This window comes from Aeromonas diversa CDC 2478-85, assembly GCF_000819805.1.
In the GTDB taxonomy this organism is placed as follows: domain Bacteria; phylum Pseudomonadota; class Gammaproteobacteria; order Enterobacterales; family Aeromonadaceae; genus Aeromonas; species Aeromonas diversa.
In genome coordinates this window covers 309,749-327,927 of sequence record NZ_CDCE01000020.1, presented here as the reverse complement: position 1 = coordinate 327,927, position 18,179 = coordinate 309,749, and the positions used below count along the sequence as shown (strand labels likewise).

The 18,179-nt window shown below is 59.0% G+C and carries 16 protein-coding genes; 9 read left to right on the top strand and 7 right to left on the bottom strand.

The genetic code is table 11. From position 1 onward, the window contains the following. Nucleotides 1-55: 55 nt before the first annotated feature. The 4 genes from aceF to ampD form a co-directional block, all read right to left on the bottom strand. Nucleotides 56-1,936: a pyruvate dehydrogenase complex dihydrolipoyllysine-residue acetyltransferase gene (gene aceF, locus BN1121_RS06475; protein WP_043597447.1), complete on the bottom strand. Its 1,881-nt coding sequence runs from the start codon at nt 1,934-1,936 to the stop codon at nt 56-58. A 104-nt stretch (nt 1,937-2,040) separates the two neighbouring features. After that, the gene (gene aceE / locus BN1121_RS06470) at nt 2,041-4,701 is read right to left on the bottom strand and encodes a pyruvate dehydrogenase (acetyl-transferring), homodimeric type (RefSeq protein ID WP_005349763.1); all 2,661 of its coding nucleotides are present in this window, start codon (nt 4,699-4,701) and stop codon (nt 2,041-2,043) included. A gap of 74 nt (nt 4,702-4,775) precedes the next feature. Then, nucleotides 4,776-5,531: a pyruvate dehydrogenase complex transcriptional repressor PdhR gene (gene pdhR, locus BN1121_RS06465; protein ID WP_005349761.1), complete on the bottom strand. Its 756-nt coding sequence runs from the start codon at nt 5,529-5,531 to the stop codon at nt 4,776-4,778. A 269-nt stretch (nt 5,532-5,800) separates the two neighbouring features. After that, a complete protein-coding gene (gene ampD, locus BN1121_RS06460; protein WP_043157256.1) occupies nt 5,801-6,376 on the bottom strand; it encodes a 1,6-anhydro-N-acetylmuramyl-L-alanine amidase AmpD in 576 nt (191 codons plus the stop codon). Between the two features lie 25 nt (nt 6,377-6,401). Between ampD and BN1121_RS06455 the strand changes: the two genes are divergently transcribed. From BN1121_RS06455 to yacG, 9 genes are all read left to right on the top strand, one after another. Beyond that, the gene (locus BN1121_RS06455; RefSeq protein ID WP_005349758.1) at nt 6,402-6,884 is read left to right on the top strand and encodes a retropepsin-like aspartic protease family protein; all 483 of its coding nucleotides are present in this window, start codon (nt 6,402-6,404) and stop codon (nt 6,882-6,884) included. Between the two features lie 5 nt (nt 6,885-6,889). Beyond that, nucleotides 6,890-7,750, top strand: coding sequence for a carboxylating nicotinate-nucleotide diphosphorylase (gene nadC, locus BN1121_RS06450; RefSeq protein ID WP_005349756.1), 861 nt, complete (start codon nt 6,890-6,892; stop codon nt 7,748-7,750). Between the two features lie 247 nt (nt 7,751-7,997). Next, nucleotides 7,998-8,450 carry a type IVa pilus major pilin TapA gene (gene tapA / locus BN1121_RS06445; protein WP_005349753.1) on the top strand — a complete coding sequence of 151 codons (453 nt, stop codon included), beginning with the start codon at nt 7,998-8,000 and terminating at the stop codon, nt 8,448-8,450. A gap of 6 nt (nt 8,451-8,456) precedes the next feature. Continuing rightward, nucleotides 8,457-10,163 (top strand): PilB family type IVa pilus assembly ATPase TapB, encoded by a 1,707-nt coding sequence (tapB, locus tag BN1121_RS06440; protein WP_005349750.1) that lies wholly within the window; start codon nt 8,457-8,459, stop codon nt 10,161-10,163. A gap of 20 nt (nt 10,164-10,183) precedes the next feature. Further along, nucleotides 10,184-11,422, top strand: coding sequence for a type II secretion system F family protein (locus tag BN1121_RS06435; protein WP_005349746.1), 1,239 nt, complete (start codon nt 10,184-10,186; stop codon nt 11,420-11,422). 25 nt (nt 11,423-11,447) lie between these two features. Further along, on the top strand, nt 11,448-12,317 hold the full coding sequence (locus BN1121_RS06430; protein ID WP_043597444.1) for a prepilin peptidase: 870 nt from the start codon (nt 11,448-11,450) through the stop codon (nt 12,315-12,317). Nucleotides 12,318-12,327: 10 nt separating this feature from the next. Next, nucleotides 12,328-12,942 carry a dephospho-CoA kinase gene (coaE, locus tag BN1121_RS06425; protein ID WP_005349743.1) on the top strand — a complete coding sequence of 205 codons (615 nt, stop codon included), beginning with the start codon at nt 12,328-12,330 and terminating at the stop codon, nt 12,940-12,942. Between the two features lie 38 nt (nt 12,943-12,980). After that, nucleotides 12,981-13,703: a cell division protein ZapD gene (gene zapD, locus BN1121_RS06420; protein WP_005349740.1), complete on the top strand. Its 723-nt coding sequence runs from the start codon at nt 12,981-12,983 to the stop codon at nt 13,701-13,703. Nucleotides 13,704-13,712: 9 nt separating this feature from the next. Continuing rightward, nucleotides 13,713-13,901, top strand: a complete 189-nt coding sequence (yacG, locus tag BN1121_RS06415; protein ID WP_005349731.1) for a DNA gyrase inhibitor YacG — start codon at nt 13,713-13,715, stop codon at nt 13,899-13,901. Between the two features lie 31 nt (nt 13,902-13,932). Here yacG and mutT read toward each other — a convergent pair whose 3' ends face one another. From mutT to BN1121_RS06400, 3 genes are all read right to left on the bottom strand, one after another. Further along, entirely contained in the window at nt 13,933-14,343 is a 411-nt protein-coding gene (mutT, locus tag BN1121_RS06410) for an 8-oxo-dGTP diphosphatase MutT (RefSeq protein ID WP_005349729.1), read from the bottom strand. A 61-nt stretch (nt 14,344-14,404) separates the two neighbouring features. Then, entirely contained in the window at nt 14,405-17,116 is a 2,712-nt protein-coding gene (gene secA / locus BN1121_RS06405) for a preprotein translocase subunit SecA (RefSeq protein WP_005349728.1), read from the bottom strand. A gap of 60 nt (nt 17,117-17,176) precedes the next feature. Continuing rightward, nucleotides 17,177-18,082 (bottom strand): M23 family metallopeptidase, encoded by a 906-nt coding sequence (locus tag BN1121_RS06400; protein ID WP_005349727.1) that lies wholly within the window; start codon nt 18,080-18,082, stop codon nt 17,177-17,179. Between the last annotated feature and the right edge of the window lie 97 nt (nt 18,083-18,179).

Here is an 18,179-nt window from a genome sequence, read left to right as displayed (position 1 = left end):
ATCCTGTTAACGAATTGAGAAGCAAAAAGGGCGGGCTATGGGCCCGCCCTCTCACTTACAGGACCAGTCGACGAATGTCGGACAGGACACCATTCATGGTGGTGATGAAGCGAGCACCGTCGGCACCGTCAATGACGCGGTGGTCATAGCTCAGGGCCAGCGGCAGCATCAGGCGCGGCACGAACTCCTTGCCGTTCCACTTCGGTTTGAAGTCGGACTTGGAGACGCCGAGGATGGCCACTTCCGGCGCGTTGACGATCGGGGTAAAGCTGGTACCGCCGATGCCACCCAGGCTGGAAATGGTGAAGCAACCGCCCTGCATGTCGGACGCGGTCAGCTTGCCGGCACGGGCCTTCTTGGAGATCTCGGCCAGATCGCGAGACAGCTCCATGATGCCCTTCTTGTTGACATCGCGCACCACGGGCACAACCAGACCGTTGGGGGTATCCACCGCCACACCGATGTGGATGTACTTCTTCATGATCAGCTTGCTGCCATCTTCGGACAGGGAGCTGCAGAAGCGCGGATGGGCTTCCAGCGCCTTGGCAGCGGCTTTCAGGATGAACACCAGCGGGGTGATCTTCACGTCTGCCTTCTGCTTCTCGAGCATCGCGTTCTGCTCTTTGCGGAACGCTTCCAGCTCGGTGGTGTCGGCCTCGTCGAACTGGGTCACATGGGGGATCATGGCCCAGTTGCGGTGCAGGTTCGGACCAGAGATCTTCTGGATGCGGGTCAGTTCGACCTCTTCCACGTCACCGAACTTGCTGAAGTCAACCTTCGGCCACGGCAGCACGCTCATGCCGTTACCAGTGCCGGTGCCGGCAGCCGGTGCAGACTCGGCACGCTTGATGGCGTCCTTCACATAAGCCTGCACGTCTTCTTTGACGATGCGGCCCTTGCGACCGGAACCCTTGACCTTGGCAAGGTTAACACCGAACTCGCGCGCCAGGCGGCGCACGGCCGGGGAGGCGTGCACGTAGGCGTCGTTGGCCACGAAGTCGGAGGCGGCAGCAGCCTGGGCAACCGGTGCAGGGGCGGCGGCAGCGGCAGCAACAGGAGCAGGGGTAGCGGCAGGGGCAGCCACGGCAGCCGGAGCAGCACCAGCCACTTCGAACACCATGATGAGCGATCCGGTGGAAACCTTGTCACCCGCCTTCACCTTGATCTCTTTGACCACACCGGCGAACGGTGCAGGCACTTCCATGGAAGCCTTGTCGCCTTCCACTGTGATCAGGGACTGCTCGGCCTCGACTTTGTCACCCACGGCAACCATGATCTCGGTCACGCTGACTTCATCGCCACCGATGTCCGGCACGTTGACGTCCTTGGCGGCGGCAACCGGGGCAGCAGGTGCAGCAACCGGAGCCGGCGCGGCAGCAGCGGCAGGTGCAGCGCCCGCCACTTCGAAGACCATCACCAGGGAGCCGGTGGAAACCTTGGCGCCGGTGGCAACCTTGATCTCGACCACGCGGCCCGCGAACGGAGCCGGTACTTCCATGGAAGCCTTGTCACCCTCTACGGCGATGATGGACTGATCGGCCTCGACCATGTCACCCACGGCCACCATGATCTCGGTGACTTCGACTTCGTCACCGCCGATGTCCGGTACGTTGACGTCCTGGCGAGCGGCAGCGGCCGGAGCAGCAGCCGGCGCGGCGGCAGCAACAGGTGCAGCGGCCTGGGCCGGTGCCGGCGCGGCAGCACCCTCGGCTTCGAAGACCATGATCTGGGAACCGGTGGCAACCTTGTCACCCACCTTGATCAGGATCTCTTTGACGATACCAGCGGCCGGAGCCGGCACTTCCATGGAGGCCTTGTCACCCTCTACCGCGATGATGGACTGGTCGAGTTCGACCTTGTCGCCCACGGCGACCATGATCTCGGTGACTTCAACTTCATCGGCGCCGATATCCGGAACCATAATCTGTTTGGACATTGTGCTTTATCCTCTTGCGCAGATCCGCATGACGATCACAGTCACGCGTATCTCGCGTTAACCTTTGCAAGGCCGCGCCATCTCTGGCGCGGCACTAGACCCTCTTAGGCGTACAGCGGGTTGACCTTGTCGGCGTCGATGCCGTACTTGGCAATGGCTTCGGCCACAACCTGCTTGTCAACCTCGCCGCGCTTGGCCAGTTCGGTCAGGGCAGCAACTACCACATAGAACTCGTTCACTTCGAAGTGACGGCGCAGGTTGGCACGGCTGTCGGAACGGCCGTAACCATCGGTGCCCAGCACGCGGTAGTTCTCGGTCGGCACGAAGGCACGCACCTGATCGGCGAAGGACTTCATGTAGTCGGTCGCGGCGATGGTGGCCTCGGTACCCAGCACCTGAGCGATGTAAGGCACGCGAGCGTCGCTAGTCGGGTGCAGCATGTTCCAGCGATCCGCGTCCTGACCGTCACGGGCCAGTTCGTTGAAGGAGGTCACGCTGAACACATCGGAGCCGATACCGTACTCGGTGGCCAGGATCTGGGCCGCCTTGCGAACGTGCCCCAGGATGGAGCCACAACCCAGCAGCTGTACCTTGGCCTTGGTGCCGGCCACGGTTTCCAGCTTGTAGATACCCTTGCGGATGCCTTCCTCGGCGCCTTCCGGCATGGCCGGCATCGCATAATTTTCATTGAGAGTGGTGATGTAGTAGAACACGTTCTCCGGGTTCTCACCGTACATGCGGCGCAGGCCGTCCTGTACGATCACCGCCACTTCATAGGCGTAGGACGGGTCGTAGGAGATGCAGTTCGGGATGGTGTTGGCCAGGATGTGGCTGTGACCATCTTCGTGCTGCAGACCTTCGCCGTTCAGGGTAGTACGACCGGAGGTCGCGCCCAGCAGGAAGCCACGGGCTTGCTGATCACCGGCTGCCCACGCCATGTCGCCGATCCGCTGGAAGCCGAACATGGAGTAGTAGATGTAGAACGGGATCATCGGGCAGTCGTTGGTGCTGTAAGAGGTGGCAGCAGCCAGCCAGGAGGACATGGCGCCCAGCTCGTTGATACCGTCTTGCAGAACCTGACCCTGCTTGTCTTCCTTGTAGTAGGAGACGATGTCACGGTCTTGCGGGGTGTACTGCTGACCGTGCGGGCTGTAGATACCGATCTGACGGAACAGGCCTTCCATACCGAAGGTACGGGCTTCGTCAGCCAGGATCGGTACGATGCGCTTGCCGATAGACTTGTCTTTCAGCATCACGTTCAGGGAACGCACGAACGCCATGGTGGTGGAGATTTCGCGCGCCTGCTCACCCAGCAGCGGACCGAAGGCGTCCAGCGCCGGGATTTCCAGCTTGGTGGAGCTCTCGCTCAGGCGGGTCGGCAAGTAGCCCTTCAATGCGGCACGACGGGCGTGCAGGTACTTGTGCTCTTCGCTGCCCGCTTCGATCTTCAGGTAAGGCAGGTCAGCCAGCTGCTCGTCGGCCACCGGCAGGTTGAAGCGGTCACGCAGGTGACGCACGGAGTCCAGCTCCATCTTCTTGACCTGGTGAGCGATGTTCTTGCCTTCGGCCGCCTCACCCATGCCGTAACCCTTGATGGTCTTGGCCAGGATTACGGTCGGCTTGCCCTTGGTCTGGGTCGCCTTGTTGAAGGCGGCGAACAGCTTACGGGGGTCGTGACCACCGCGGTTCAGGGCGAAGATCTCCTCGTCGGTCATGTCTTTGACCAGCGCGGCGGTTTCCGGGTAACGGTTGAAGAAATGCTCGCGGATGTAGCCACCGTCGCGGGACTTCATGGTCTGGTAGTCACCGTCCACGGTCTCGTTCATCAGCTGGATCAGCTTGCCGGACGTGTCTTTCTTCAGCAGCTCATCCCACTTGCGACCCCAGATGACCTTGGTGACGTCCCAGCCAGCGCCGGCGAAGAGGCCTTCCAGCTCGTTGATGACCTTGCCGTTGCCGACAACCGGGCCATCCAGACGCTGCAGGTTGCAGTTGACCACGAACACCAGGTTGTCGAGTTTTTCACGCACTGCTACGGTCAGGGCGCCCTTGGCTTCCGGCTCGTCCATCTCGCCGTCACCCAGGAAGGCGTAAACGGTCTGCTCGGAGCAATCCTTGATACCACGATCGGTCAGGTACTTCAGGAAGCGAGCCTGATAGATGGCGGCGATGGGGCCCAAGCCCATGGAAACGGTCGGGAACTGCCAGAAGTCCGGCATCAGTTTCGGGTGCGGATAGGAGGGTAGGCCCTTGCCATCCACTTCCTGACGGAAGTTGTCCAGTTGCTCTTCGGTCAGACGACCTTCGGCAAAGGCGCGGGCATAGATGCCCGGGGAGATGTGCCCCTGGAAGTAGACCAGATCGCCGCCATCCTTCTCGTTGCGAGCACGGAAGAAGTGGTTGAAGCAGACATCGTAGATGGTCGCAGAAGAAGCGAAGGAGGACATGTGCCCACCCAGGTCCAGATCTTTCTTGGAAGCGCGCAGCACGATCATCATGGCGTTCCAACGGATGATGGCGCGAATGCGGCGCTCCATCTCCAGGTCACCCGGGTAGTCCGGCTCGTCGCTGGACGGGATGGTGTTGATGTAGTCGCGATTGGCCTTGGCAGCCACGTCCACACCGCTGGCGCGGGCCTTCTCGGCCAGCTGTTCCAGGATGAATTGGGCGCGTTCCGGACCCTCTTCACGCAGCAGGGATTCCAGAGAGGCGAGCCACTCCAGCGTTTCTATCGGGTCCACATCGTTCTTCAGGATATCAGACATGGCTGGTTCCTATTGTTATTGCACGGCGATTAAGATGCGCGAAAATTCGACAATTAAGCCTTGTTGGATGGGGATTACTGCTGACGGATCCGGCGCATGGAGCGCTGGATCCTGCTCTCTTCCCGCTGCATGTCCAACAAGGTGTCCTCGATAAAGGCCAGGTGCTCATGACAAGCACTCCTGGCCCGCTCCGGAGCCCCCGAAAGAATAGCCTCGATCAGATTCGCACGATGGCGACGGATCTTGGCTACCACTCCCGGACGGCGATTCAAAATCTCATTATTCTGCAGAATGTTTTGCTCAAGCATCGGCCCCATGGCACGCAACAGGTGCAGCAGCACCACGTTGTGAGAGGCCTCGGCCACCGCCAGATAGAAACCGGTGACGGCCGCCGATTCCTCGGCAAGACCCAGCTTGCCGGATTCCTCGATAGCCGCTTGAGCCGCGCGAATCCGTTCGAAGTCGGCCTCGGTGCCACGCAAGGCGGCATAGTAGGCACAGATCCCCTCCAGCGCATGACGGAACTCCAGCAGGTCGTACTGGGCTTCCGGATGGTTGGAGAGCAACTCAAACAGGGGATCGGCGATTCCCTTACTCAGGGCATTCTGCACATAAGTTCCCCCACCCTGGCGCCGGTAAAGCAGCCCCCGCGCCTCGAGGCGCTGAACGGCCTCACGCAGAGAGGGACGCGATACCTGAAACTGGATGGCCAGCTCACGCTCGGGGGGCAATTTTTGCCCTGGTTGCAGGCTACCTTCCAGAATCATGTTTTCCAGCTCGGCAACAATGGCATCGGCCAATTTGGGCTGGGTAATCTTGCGATAGGGCATGAGAGAGACTTTGTTAAATTGGTATTACCAATTTCATGGATGGGGCGAAAATTAGCAGACGCCCCGCGGAAAGTCCATCAAAAAGATGATCCACATCAATAAAGGAAAGCACCCATTAGGAGGTATTGAGGCGAAGATATGACCTGCATCAAAGAAATTGGTATGACCAATAAAATTGAGGCGCGTCACAAAACAACCTTAGTGCAACACGAAAAAAGGCCTGCCTATTCAGGCAAGCCTTTGATTTGATAAATTAAAAAAAACTTTAGCTAACTCGGCGCCACCAGGCCACTGCGATAGTGAGCCCAGTCAAAGGAGGGACCGGGATCGCTCTTGCGGCCGGGGGCAATATCGCTATGTCCGGTGATCCGCTCAGCTGTAATCGACGGATAGTGGGCCATGAGCGCCCGCGTAATCCCCTGTAGCACCCGATATTGGCTCTCCGTGTACGACTCGCTATCGGTCCCTTCCAGCTCGATACCGATAGAAAAATCGTTGCACGCCTCCCTCCCCTCAAAGGAGGAGGCGCCCGCATGCCAGGCTCTCAGATGAAAGGGGACATATTGCACCAACTCGCCATCACGGCGAATGAGGCAGTGGGCTGAGACGCGCAGCTGGTGGATCTGTGCAAAATAGGGGTGAGCCGCGGGGTTGAGTCGTCCGAGAAACAGATCGTCAATCCAGGGACCGCCAAACTCACCCGGTGGCAGACTGATGTTATGGACCACCAGCAAGGAGATGCTCTCTCCCTGTGGGCGGTCATTGTAGTGCGGTGATGGAACCTGGCGCGCCTGCTGGCACCAACCATCGGAATCGATAGAGAAAACTGTGTTAGGCTGAGTCATCTTGTCGTCTACCGTGGATCGTATCATGAACAGCATTGCACCCAGGACGGCCCGTTGGTTCTGGTTGCTGGCCTGGCTGGCGCTACTTGGCCTGCTCACCCTCTATTTCAGCGAACGCAGTCGCCCGGGGGTTAGCGCGGACGGGGCATTGCTCCTGCCGCGGGATGCCAGCGGCCACTATCGGCTGGAGGGTGCCATTAACGGCCAGCCGGTGCAACTGATGCTAGATACTGGCGCGACGCTGATCAGCATCCCTCAGGGGGTGGCCCAACGAATTGGCATCACACCGCGCGGGGAGACCTTTGTCGAGACCGCCGCAGGCAGGGTGAGAGTCGCGACCGGGCACATCGATTCACTGGAGATGGGCCCCCTGACCCTGTACGATTTGGCGGTCTTTATCAACCCGGCGCAGTCAGACCAGCAGGTGCTGGTTGGCATGAATGCGTTGGCCAGGCTCGAACTCATACAGAAGGAGCGGCAGCTGCTGCTTCGCCCCCTGCAGGAATAGAAGGCATGTTACAACAGGACATCACCCGCGCCGTGCGCGCCGCACTGCTCGAAGACCTCGGCGGTGCCCTCACCCCCGCTGCTCAACCGGATGCCGGCGCCGATATCACGGCGCAACTCATCCCGGCCGACCGTCATTCCACCGCACGCATCATCACCCGCGAGGCCGGCGTCTTCTGTGGCAAGGCCTGGGTCGAGGAGGTGTTTGCTCAACTCGGTGGTGACGTCGAGATCGCCTGGTCTGTCGCCGATGGCGATCGACTTGAGCCCAATCAGGAGCTGTTTCGCCTGAGCGGTCCGGCCAGGGTGCTGCTGACCGGTGAGCGTAATGCCCTCAATTTTGTACAGACCCTCTCCGGGGTCGCGACGCTCACGGCACGCTATGTAGCAGAGCTTGCCGGCACCCACTGCCGCCTGCTCGATACCCGCAAGACCCTGCCCGGCCTGCGGACAGCCCAAAAATATGCCGTAACCTGTGGTGGCGGTAAAAACCATCGTATTGGTCTCTATGATGCCTACCTTATCAAGGAGAACCATATCCTGGCCTGTGGCGGTATCGCCGAGGCCATTACCGAGGCGCGGCGCCTCAACCCGGGTAAACCGGTCGAGGTCGAGGTCGAGAGTCTTGCCGAGCTCGAGCAGGCCCTGAGCGCCGGCGCCGATATCGTGATGCTGGACAACTTCGACGTGCCCATGATGCGCGAGGCCGTTGCTCTCAATCAGGGGCAGGCCAAGCTGGAGGTCTCCGGCAACGTGACTCTCGATACCCTGGCCGCCTATGCTGCCACCGGTGTCGACTTCATCTCGGTCGGGGCATTGACCAAACATGTGCGGGCACTCGACCTCTCCATGCGTTTTATTGCATGACGCTCAGCTCACCAGACTTGCAAAAGGCGCCTAAGGCGCCTTTTCTATTAGGTGAAGCAGCAGATGCTGACCCTGCACAACCAGTGGAAAGCAACTAGCCTATTGTTTCGAAACAGGCTTTCTACAGGCTCTTGTTAAAATATGTGATGGGAGGTGTTGTCTAGCGGTGAGGTGTCGGACAGGATAGTAACTGAGCACTCATTAGTGCTCCCAGCTTCTCGGGTACAACGCAGAAAGGAACTTTGCTATGAAAAGACAGACGGGTTTTACCCTTATCGAACTGATGATCGTGGTCGCGATCGTGGCCATATTGGCTGCCATTGCGCTACCGGCGTACCAAACGTACACCAAAAAGGCGAGATTCTCGGAGGTCATTGCTGCTACGGGTTCGTTCAAGACAGCCATCGAGCTATGCGCGCAATCCACAGCAGCTGCCGATGGAGCCCTTTCCACTTGTGACGCAGGCACCAATGGTGTTCCCGCCAACATAGCGGCGGTTAATGGTAACGTGGCATCCGTGTCCGTCGATGCGGCCACCAATGCCATCACGGCAACCGCAGTGGGTGCTGCTGGTGCTCCGGTAAACGGCCTGTCAGGTGAAACATACATCATTGTTCCAACCGTGCTCACCGGTAAAGTCAACTGGGCAGCCAACCCTGCCGGCAGCGTTGGAACGTGCGTCGCGGCAGGGATTTGCTGAATTAGCATGACCTCGAGCCCCCATAGCGGCCTGGCCATCAGCCTGGCCGCTTCCTCCCTCATCAGTGAGCAGGACTCACAACGCTTCGTGAGTCAGGCCAAGGCCCAGCGCAAACCTTTTGTCACCTTCCTCATCGAGAACGAGATCCTCGGCAGCAAGGAGCTCGCCGACTTTTGCGAGCAGGAGTATGGTGTACCTCTACTGGATCTGGATGCCTTCGATGTCACCGAGATCCCGCAGAAATACATCAATCAGAAGCTGATCGAAAAACATCACGCCCTTCCCATCTACACCCAGGGCCATACCCTCTATATCGCCATGTCGGATCCGACCAATGTGTCGGCACTGGAGGAGTTTGGCTTCAACTTCGGGCTGCATACCGAAGCCCTGTTGGTCGAAGAGCAGAAACTGGTCCACGCCATCGGCAAGCTGCTCGAAAACGACAGCGATGCACTTGGCGTCGATAGCATCGATGAGGCCGAGATCTCGGATCTCGAGGTCGCCGACGAGCAGAGCCGGCTTGATGAGGCGGTCAGCACCGCCGATGACGATGCCCCCATCGTTAAATACATCAACAAAATCATGATGGATGCCATCAAACGTGGCGCATCTGATCTGCACTTCGAGCCTTATGAGACCAAGTACCGCATCCGCTTTCGCATCGACGGCATCCTGCACGAGGTGGCCACACCACCGGTCAACCTCTCCAACCGCTTCTCGGCCCGCCTCAAGGTAATGGCACGCCTCGATATCGCCGAACGACGCCTGCCACAGGACGGGCGCATCAAGCTGAAGCTTTCGCGCAACAAGTCGATGGACATGCGGGTCAACACCCTGCCCACCATGTGGGGTGAGAAGGTGGTGATCCGCCTGCTCGACTCCTCGGCGGCTCGCCTCAACATCGAGCAACTCGGCTTCGACGACAAACAGAAGGCCCTCTATCTGGATGCCCTATCCAAGCCTCAGGGGATGATACTGGTGACAGGGCCCACCGGCTCGGGTAAGACGGTCTCCCTCTATACGGGCCTCAATATCCTCAACACCATAGAGCGCAATATTTCGACCGCCGAGGATCCGGTCGAAATCAACCTGCCCGGCGTCAATCAAGTGCAGGTCAACCCCAAGGCGGGGCTGACCTTTGCCAGCGCCCTGCGCGCCTTCCTGCGCCAGGACCCGGATGTGGTGATGGTGGGGGAGATCCGCGATCTGGAAACCGCCGAGATCGCCATCAAGGCGGCCCAAACTGGTCACCTAGTGCTCTCGACCCTGCACACAAACTCAGCCGCCGAGACCCTGACCCGTATGATGAACATGGGGGTGCCGGCATTTAACATCGCCTCCTCGGTCACCCTCATCATGGCCCAGCGACTGGCCCGTAAACTCTGCCCCCACTGCAAGACACCGGAGCAGGTACCCGAGGCCGAACTGCTCAAACTGGGCTACAGTCAGCAGCAGGTGGAGTCAGGGATCCAGCTCTACCATGCGGTAGGGTGCAAGGAGTGTTCGGGCGGCTACAAGGGGCGGGTCGGCCTCTACGAGATGATGTCCATGTCGGAAAACATTGCCCGCATCATCATGCAGGGGGGCAACTCTCTATTGATATCCGCTCAGGCCCAGAAAGAGGGGATGCGTACTCTGCGTCAATCCGGGCTTGAAAAGGCTCGCCTGGGCGTTACCAGTATGGCCGAGGTGAATCGGGTCACCACCAACTGATCGAGAGACAGGGAGCAAGGATGGCAACACTGGCTCAGAAGCAAAAATCGCCCAAGATCTCCGCCTTTCGCTGGAGCGGGGTGAACCGCAAGGGACAAAAAGTCTCAGGCGAGATGCAGGCTGACTCGGCCAACACAGTTAAGGCCGAGCTACGCAAGCAAGGGGTGACCGTCTCCAAGGTGAGCAAGAAGGCTCAGGGACTCTTCTCCAAGGGCGCGGCGAAGATCACCACCATGGATATCGCCGTCATCACCCGCCAGATCACCACCATGCTCTCGGCCGGTGTGCCACTGGTGCAGACCCTGCAAGTGATTGCTCGCAGCCACGAGAAGGCCACCATGCGTGAGTTGATCGGTGAAATAGCCGCCAGTGTGGAGACCGGAACACCGCTCTCCGAGGCCCTGCGCCAACACCCGCGCCAGTTCGACCAGCTCTATTGCGATCTGGTCGAAGCCGGTGAGCAATCGGGGGCGCTAGAAACAATATTCGATCGCGTCGCTACCTATCGGGAGAAGACTGAGGCACTCAAGTCCAAGATCAAGAAAGCCATGTTCTATCCGACCATGGTGATCCTGGTCGCCATCGTGGTCACCTCTATCCTGCTCTTGTTTGTCATCCCTCAGTTTGAAGACATCTTCAAGAGCTTTGGCGCCGAGTTACCCGCCTTCACTCAGTTTGTTATCGGTATCTCGCGCTTCATGCAAAACTGGTGGTATGTCTTCTTCGGCGGTACGGCACTGGTCATCTTCCTCTATGTTCGAGCCTGGCGTGCCTCCGAGAAGGTACGAGACAGAACCGACAAGTTCATTCTTGAACTCCCCGTCGTGGGCATGATATTGCACAAAGCCGCCATGGCCCGCTTTGCCCGGACGCTGGCCACGACCTTTTCCGCAGGTATCCCCTTGGTCGATGCGCTTGTCTCTTCGGCTGGCGCCTCGGGCAACTATGTCTACCGCACCGCCATCATGGCCATCCGTAACGAGGTGATCGCTGGAATGCAGGTCAACGTCGCCATGCGCACCGTCGATATTTTCCCCGATATGGTGATCCAGATGGTGATGATCGGCGAGGAATCAGGAGCCATCGATGATATGCTCTCCAAGGTCGCCACTATCTTCGAACAAGAGGTGGATGATCTCGTCGATGGCCTGACCAGCCTGCTCGAACCCCTCATCATGGTGGTGCTCGGGGTGCTAGTAGGCGGCATGGTCATCGCCATGTACCTGCCCATCTTCAAGCTGGGGGATGTGGTACGCTGACCTTGCCAATCTGCTATCGGACCCTATGACCCTGTTGATCCAACTTGGCCAGGCACAGCCCTGGCTCTACTCTCTTCTGGTGGCACTGTTTGCCCTCTGTATCGGCAGTTTCCTCAACGTGGTGATCCATCGCCTGCCCATCATGCTCGAGCGGCAATGGCGCGAGGAGTATCGAGACTACTTCACCCCCGATGAACGCCAGGACGTCCCACCCTTCAATCTGATGGTGCCGCGATCTCGCTGTCCAAGCTGCGGTCACGGCATTACCGCTGCCGAGAACATTCCTCTGCTGAGCTGGCTCTGGCTGCGTGGTCGTTGCAGTGCCTGTAAGGCGCCTATTTCGGTTCGCTACCCGCTGGTTGAGCTGGTTACGGCTCTGCTCTCGCTCGTGGTGTCCTGGCAACTTCCCGCAGGTTGGCCCACCCTGGCTGGGCTGCTGCTCACCTGGTCGCTTATCCCCCTGACCCTGATCGATCTCGATCGCATGCTGTTGCCGGATCAGATCACCCTTCCCCTGCTCTGGGGGGGGCTGTTGTTTAACCTCGTCGGTGGGTTTGTACCCCTGACGGACGCGGTGATCGGGGCCATGATCGGCTACCTCACGCTCTGGAGTCTCTACTGGGCCTTCAAGCTACTGACCGGCAAGGAGGGAATGGGGTACGGCGACTTCAAGCTGTTGGCTGCTCTTGGCGCCTGGCTTGGCTGGCAAGCCTTGCCCCTTATCCTGCTACTCTCGGCACTGGTCGGCGCCCTGGTTGGGCTATCACTCATCGCCCTGCGCCGTCACCAACAGGGCAATCCCATTCCCTTTGGGCCCTATCTCGCCATGGCTGGATGGATAGCCCTGCTCTGGGGCGATGAAATTACCCGCTGGTATCTCAGCACAGTCCTGTAACGAGGCTCTCATGTATATCGTCGCACTCACCGGCGGTATTGGCAGTGGCAAAACCACCATCGCCAATCGCTTCGCTGCACTCGGCATCGACATCATAGATGCCGATCTGGTCGCCCGTCAGGTCGTCGAACCCGGCAGCCTGGCCCTCAGCGCCATCGCCGCACATTTTGGTTCAGACATTCTGGATGAGAAGAGGGAGCTGAATCGCCGCGCCCTGCGCGAGCGCATCTTTGCCAATCCCGATGAGAAAGCCTGGCTCAACGCCCTGCTGCATCCCCTCATCCGCGAAGAGATGATGCGCCAGTGTCAACAGGCCACTTCGCCCTATTGTCTGCTGGTGGTCCCCTTGTTGGTGGAAAACCGCCTCAGCGGCCTGGGGCAGAGAGTGCTGGTGATCGATGTGGACGAGGCGGTTCAGATTGAACGGACCTGTCAGCGAGATCAGATCTCGCAGCAACAGGCCGAAGCCATTCTCGCCTCCCAGGCGAACCGCGACGAGCGACTCGCGGTTGCCGACGATGTGATCGTTAATCAGGATCGCTCAGAGGCTGAACTGGAACATGAAATTTTAACGCTACACCAGCAATATCTGACATTTGCCACTCAACAAGCCCACACTCAATAGGTACACTAGCGCGGTTTTAGAAGAGGCCAGGAGCAGGCATGATTTACGATTTTCCTCTCAATGAAAAAAGCCGGACCTACCTGCGTCTGGAGTCCCTGTTTTCCCAGATCGGTGACAACCTGGAGCAGGAGCAGCCTTGGGGTCACATCGCCTGTTTCAAGGCCATTTTTGACCTGCAAGAGCTACTGGAGCGAGGCGATCTGCGTGCCGACCTTATCAAGGATCTGGAACGCCTCGGCCAACGTCTCAATCGTTGGGCAGCCCTCCCCGAAGCGGATCTCGAGCAAATCGACCATATGCAGACCGAGATTGTCACCCTCTCACGCCAACTGCTCAATTCCCCTCGTCCCGGAGCGAAACTGAAAGAAGATCGGTTGCTCGGCACCATTCGTCAGCGCTTCTCTATTCCCGGTGGTTTGTGTGCCTTTGACGTGCCGCATCTGCACCACTGGCTGGCACTCCCCCATGCCCAACGCCTGCCTCAGATGAAAGGATGGCTGGCCGACATCACTCTGATGATCGAAGCCATCCGCCTGCTGCTGCGCCTGTGGCGTGAGTCTGGCTCATTTTCCGACAAGATCGCCGTCAACGGCTTCTATCAGGATGTGGCCGACGGAGCCGAACTCATTCGCATTCGTTTAGAGCATGCTCAGGAGTGCTACCCGACCTTAAGTGGCCACAAGAATCGCTTCGCGTTGCGCTTCCTGCCAGCCACCGATCGTTCGATCGGCGATGTCCCCTTCCAGCTAGCCTGTTGTTAAGGAGATAGGATGGTCACGAAAGTCAAATGCCCCACCTGCCAGGCAGATGTTGAGTGGACACCGGCAAGCCTTTACCGCCCCTTCTGCTGCAAGCGCTGTCAGCTCATCGATCTGGGCGAGTGGGCCAATGAAGAGAAGAGGATCGCGGGTGAACCGGACGATCCTCAGCCCGACTTCGATGATGAAGAATGGCATTGAACAATTATAAAAGGGTCCTTACGGACCCTTTTTATCGTCTGTGCAATCCCTGTTGCAACTTGGCCACGATAGGAGCGTTTGCATCCGGGAAATGATACTCGTGCAGTCGTGCCAACGGCACCCAGCAACACTCCTGTCCCTCCCTTCCGTATGGCTCTCCTTCGAAGCGGGTGACCTTCCAGATATCAAGCAATACCGCCTTATCCGGATAGTCGTGGCACAACTCCATGAAGGGGGCACAGTCGAGCACCCGGATGCCGATCTCTTCCCACAGCTCCCGATCCAGCGCCGTCAGTAAATCCTCGCCGCTCTCAACCTTACCACCGGGGAACTCCCAACGGTCGCCCTGGTGACGCTCGGCAGAACGTTTGGCAAGCAGGATATCGCCCCGCTCGTTCTCGATGACACCGACGGCCACCCAGACTCGCTTTTTCTCTTCCATTGCTCTCTCCTAAACGAGACGAGGCGGGCATCAGGCCCGCCTCGTTTCACTCGGCCCGGTTTCAGCTCAGCTGGCCGTGGCAGTGCTTGAACTTCTTACCAGAACCACAGGGGCAAGGATCGTTACGACCCACCTTCTGCTCATCGCGCACGAAGGTGGTATGCCCTTCCTGCGGTGGCTCGGCCAGCGGGTTTTCGGCATCGGCGTGGGAGTAGGTCCGTGGAGCGGCTTCGGCACGCTGGCGCTGCTGCTCTTCCATGGTCTCTACGTCGCGCTCTTGCACCTGCACCCGGCTCAGGATGCTGATGACGTCGCGCTTCAAGGTCTCGAGCATCTGAGTAAACAGCTCGAACGACTCGCGCTTGTACTCCTGTTTGGGGTTCTTCTGGGCGTAACCGCGCAGGTGGATACCCTGGCGCAGATAGTCCATTGCCGCCAGATGTTCCTTCCACAAACCGTCCAGTGTCTGCATCATGACGGCCTTCTCGAAGTTACGCAGCACGTCGGTGCCGACCAACTCCTCCTTGTGGGCATAGACCTTGCCGGCTTCGGCCAGGATCCGCTCACGCAGCTTCTCTTCGTAGAGCTTGTCGTCTTCTTCCAGCCACTTGGCGATCGGCAGGTCGAGGGAGAAATCCCCCTTGAGACGGGCTTCCAGACCCGGGACATCCCACATCTCCTCAAGGGATTGGGGCGGGATATATTCGTCGATAACACCGTTATAAACATCGTCGCGAATCACATGGATGGTTTCGGAGATGTCGTCGGTGTCGAGCAGTTCGTTACGCTGTTCGTAGACAACCTTACGCTGGTCGTTGGCCACGTCGTCGAACTCGAGCAGGCTCTTACGAATGTCGAAGTTACGCCCTTCTACCTTGCGCTGCGCATTCTCGATAGCCTTGGTTACCCAGGGATGCTCGATGGCCTCACCCTCTTCCATCCCCAGCTTCTTCATCATGGCGCTGACGCGGTCAGAGGCGAAGATACGCATCAGACTGTCTTCCATGGAGAGGTAGAAACGGGAAGAGCCCGGGTCGCCCTGACGACCGGAGCGGCCACGTAACTGGTTGTCGATACGGCGTGACTCATGGCGCTCGGTACCGATGATGTGCAGACCACCGGCGGCGATGACGGCGTCATGACGCAGCTGCCAATCGGCCTTGATGGCTGCGATCTGATCGTCACTCGGGTTCTCGAGCTTGGCCACCTCAGACTGCCAGTTACCACCGAGCACGATGTCGGTACCACGACCGGCCATGTTGGTGGCAATGGTCACGGCACCCGGCTGACCGGCTTGTGCCACTATCTCGGCTTCCATGGCGTGGAACTTGGCGTTCAGCACCTGGTGAGCAATCCCCTCATTCTTCAGAATATTGGAGATGAGCTCGGAGTTCTCGATGGAGACGGTACCGACCAATGCCGGCTGCCCGCGCTGCACACACTCGCGAATATCCTGCACGATGGCCGCGTATTTTTCCTTGGCGGTCAGATAAACCAGATCGCCCATGTCTTTACGCACCATGGGACGGTTGGTCGGGATCACCACGGTATCGAGACCATAGATCTGGCGGAACTCGAACGCCTCGGTATCGGCAGTACCTGTCATACCGGCCAGCTTGTCATAGAGGCGGAAATAGTTCTGGAAGGTGATCGAGGCCAGGGTCTGGTTCTCGTTCTGGATCTTGACCCCTTCTTTCGCCTCGACAGCCTGGTGCAGACCATCGGACCAGCGACGACCCGGCATGGTACGGCCGGTGTGTTCGTCGACGATGACGATCTCGCCGTTTTGCACGATATAGTCGACGTTGAGCTCAAACAGGGTGTGGGCACGCAGGCCGGCGTTGACGTGGTGCAACAGGCTGATGTTAGTGGCAGAGAAGAGGGAGTCGTGCTCTTCAAGCAGCCCTTCCTTCTTGAGCAGCTCCTCCACGAAGATCTGGCCGTTTTCGGTCAGCAGGGCCTGGCGGTTCTTCTCGTCCACCGTGTAGTGACCGTCCCCCGTATACTCTTCGGTGTCTTCCTTGTCTTGCTTGACCAACGTAGGGATCAGCTTGTTGACACGGGTGTAGAGCTCTGAGCTGTCCTCGGCCGGGCCGGAAATGATAAGCGGGGTTCGGGCTTCATCGATGAGCACGGAATCGACCTCATCCACCAGGGCGTAGTGGAGTGGACGCTGCACGCGCTGATCCGGCGAGAAGGCCATGTTGTCGCGCAGGTAATCGAAACCGAACTCGTTGTTGGTACCGTAGGTGATGTCGGCGGCGTAGGCGGCACGCTTCTCGGCCGGCCCCATGCCGGGGACGTTACAGTCGACCGTCATACCGAGGAAGGCAAACAGGGGGCGGTTGGCCTCGGCATCACGCTTGGCCAGGTAGTCGTTCACGGTCACCACGTGTACGCCGCGCCCGGTCAGGGCATTCAGGTAGGCAGGAAGGGTCGCGGTCAGGGTCTTACCTTCACCCGTCTTCATCTCGGCGATGCGGTTGGAGTCGAGCACCATGCCGCCGATCAGCTGCACGTCGAAGTGGCGCATGCCGAACACCCGCTTGGAGGCCTCACGCACGGTGGCGAACGCCTCCGGCAGCAGTTGGTCCAGGGTTTCCCCCTGCTCCAGACGCTGGCGGTACTCGGCCGTCTTGGCCTGCAGCTCGGCGTCGGAAAGGGCCTCAAACTGCGGCTCCATCGCATTGATTTGTTTTACAATTTTGCGCAACGCCTTGAGGGTTCTGTCGTTGCGGCTACCGATAATCTTGGTAAGCAGTGTGCTGATCATGTGTACCAACTGTTTCTAATGATAAACGCGCCCCATCGAGGGGAAACTAAAAGAAAACCACTAACCCCGTTTGACCGTCATAAAACGGGAGGGGTTGACCTGACGACCATCTTTTAAGACTTCATAATGCAGATGCACACCGGTTGCACGCCCGGTGCGCCCCATCAGGGCTATCTTCTGCCCTTTGTCGACCAAGGTGCCGACTCGCACCAGGGCCTTGGAGTTGTGGGCATAGCGGGTAACCAGGCCATTGCCGTGGCTGATTTCGATCATGATGCCAAATTCGGGATGACGCCCTGACCAGCTCACCACGCCGGGACCAGAGGCGAGGATCGGCGTGCCGGTCTTGCCACGAAAATCGATACCCTTGTGCATCTTGGCGCGGCCGTTGAACGGATCGACCCGGCCGCCAAAACCGGAAGAGACCCATGCCCGGCGACCCGCCACCGGCGTGCCGTCGATGAGTCCCTTGTCCACAATATTGTGATTCATCATGAAGGATTCAAGGACTGCGAGCTGCTCTTCACGATTTCCCAGCTGATAACTGAGGTTTTTCATGGAGTCTTGGAGCTCATTGAGCCCCACTTCGAGATCGGGATCGTAGGAAGGGCCCCCCATGGGAGGCGCTTCACTGAAATTGAATTCGTCGGGATCGAGCTCGGCCTCTTCAGTGAGGCGCTCGCCGAGCGCATTGAGACGACCCAGTTGGGCCTGCATGGTGCCGACCTGAGCGGCCAACATGGCCAGTTGCTGCTTGGAAACCTCTTCGGCCGTGGCTTCGCTCTGCTGCTGGGCCAGGTCCAGTGCCATCTCTAAGGAGGCGATCTTGGTCTGCCAGTGACTCCAGGTCAACCAACCGCCACTACCGGTCATCAAGAGGAGCAAGGCTGCGATCCCCAGCAGATGCCAGCGAGGGATATGAAGCCGGCGACGCCGCTTGCCGTTGAGGATCAGGGTAAGACTCATAAGATAATCACTGTCTGCTCGGTCGTTGGAAAAACAGGCCGGGAGAGGCGGTGTCAATCAGGGGGGCAAGAAAAACGGGGCGTCGGTGCGGAGAGGA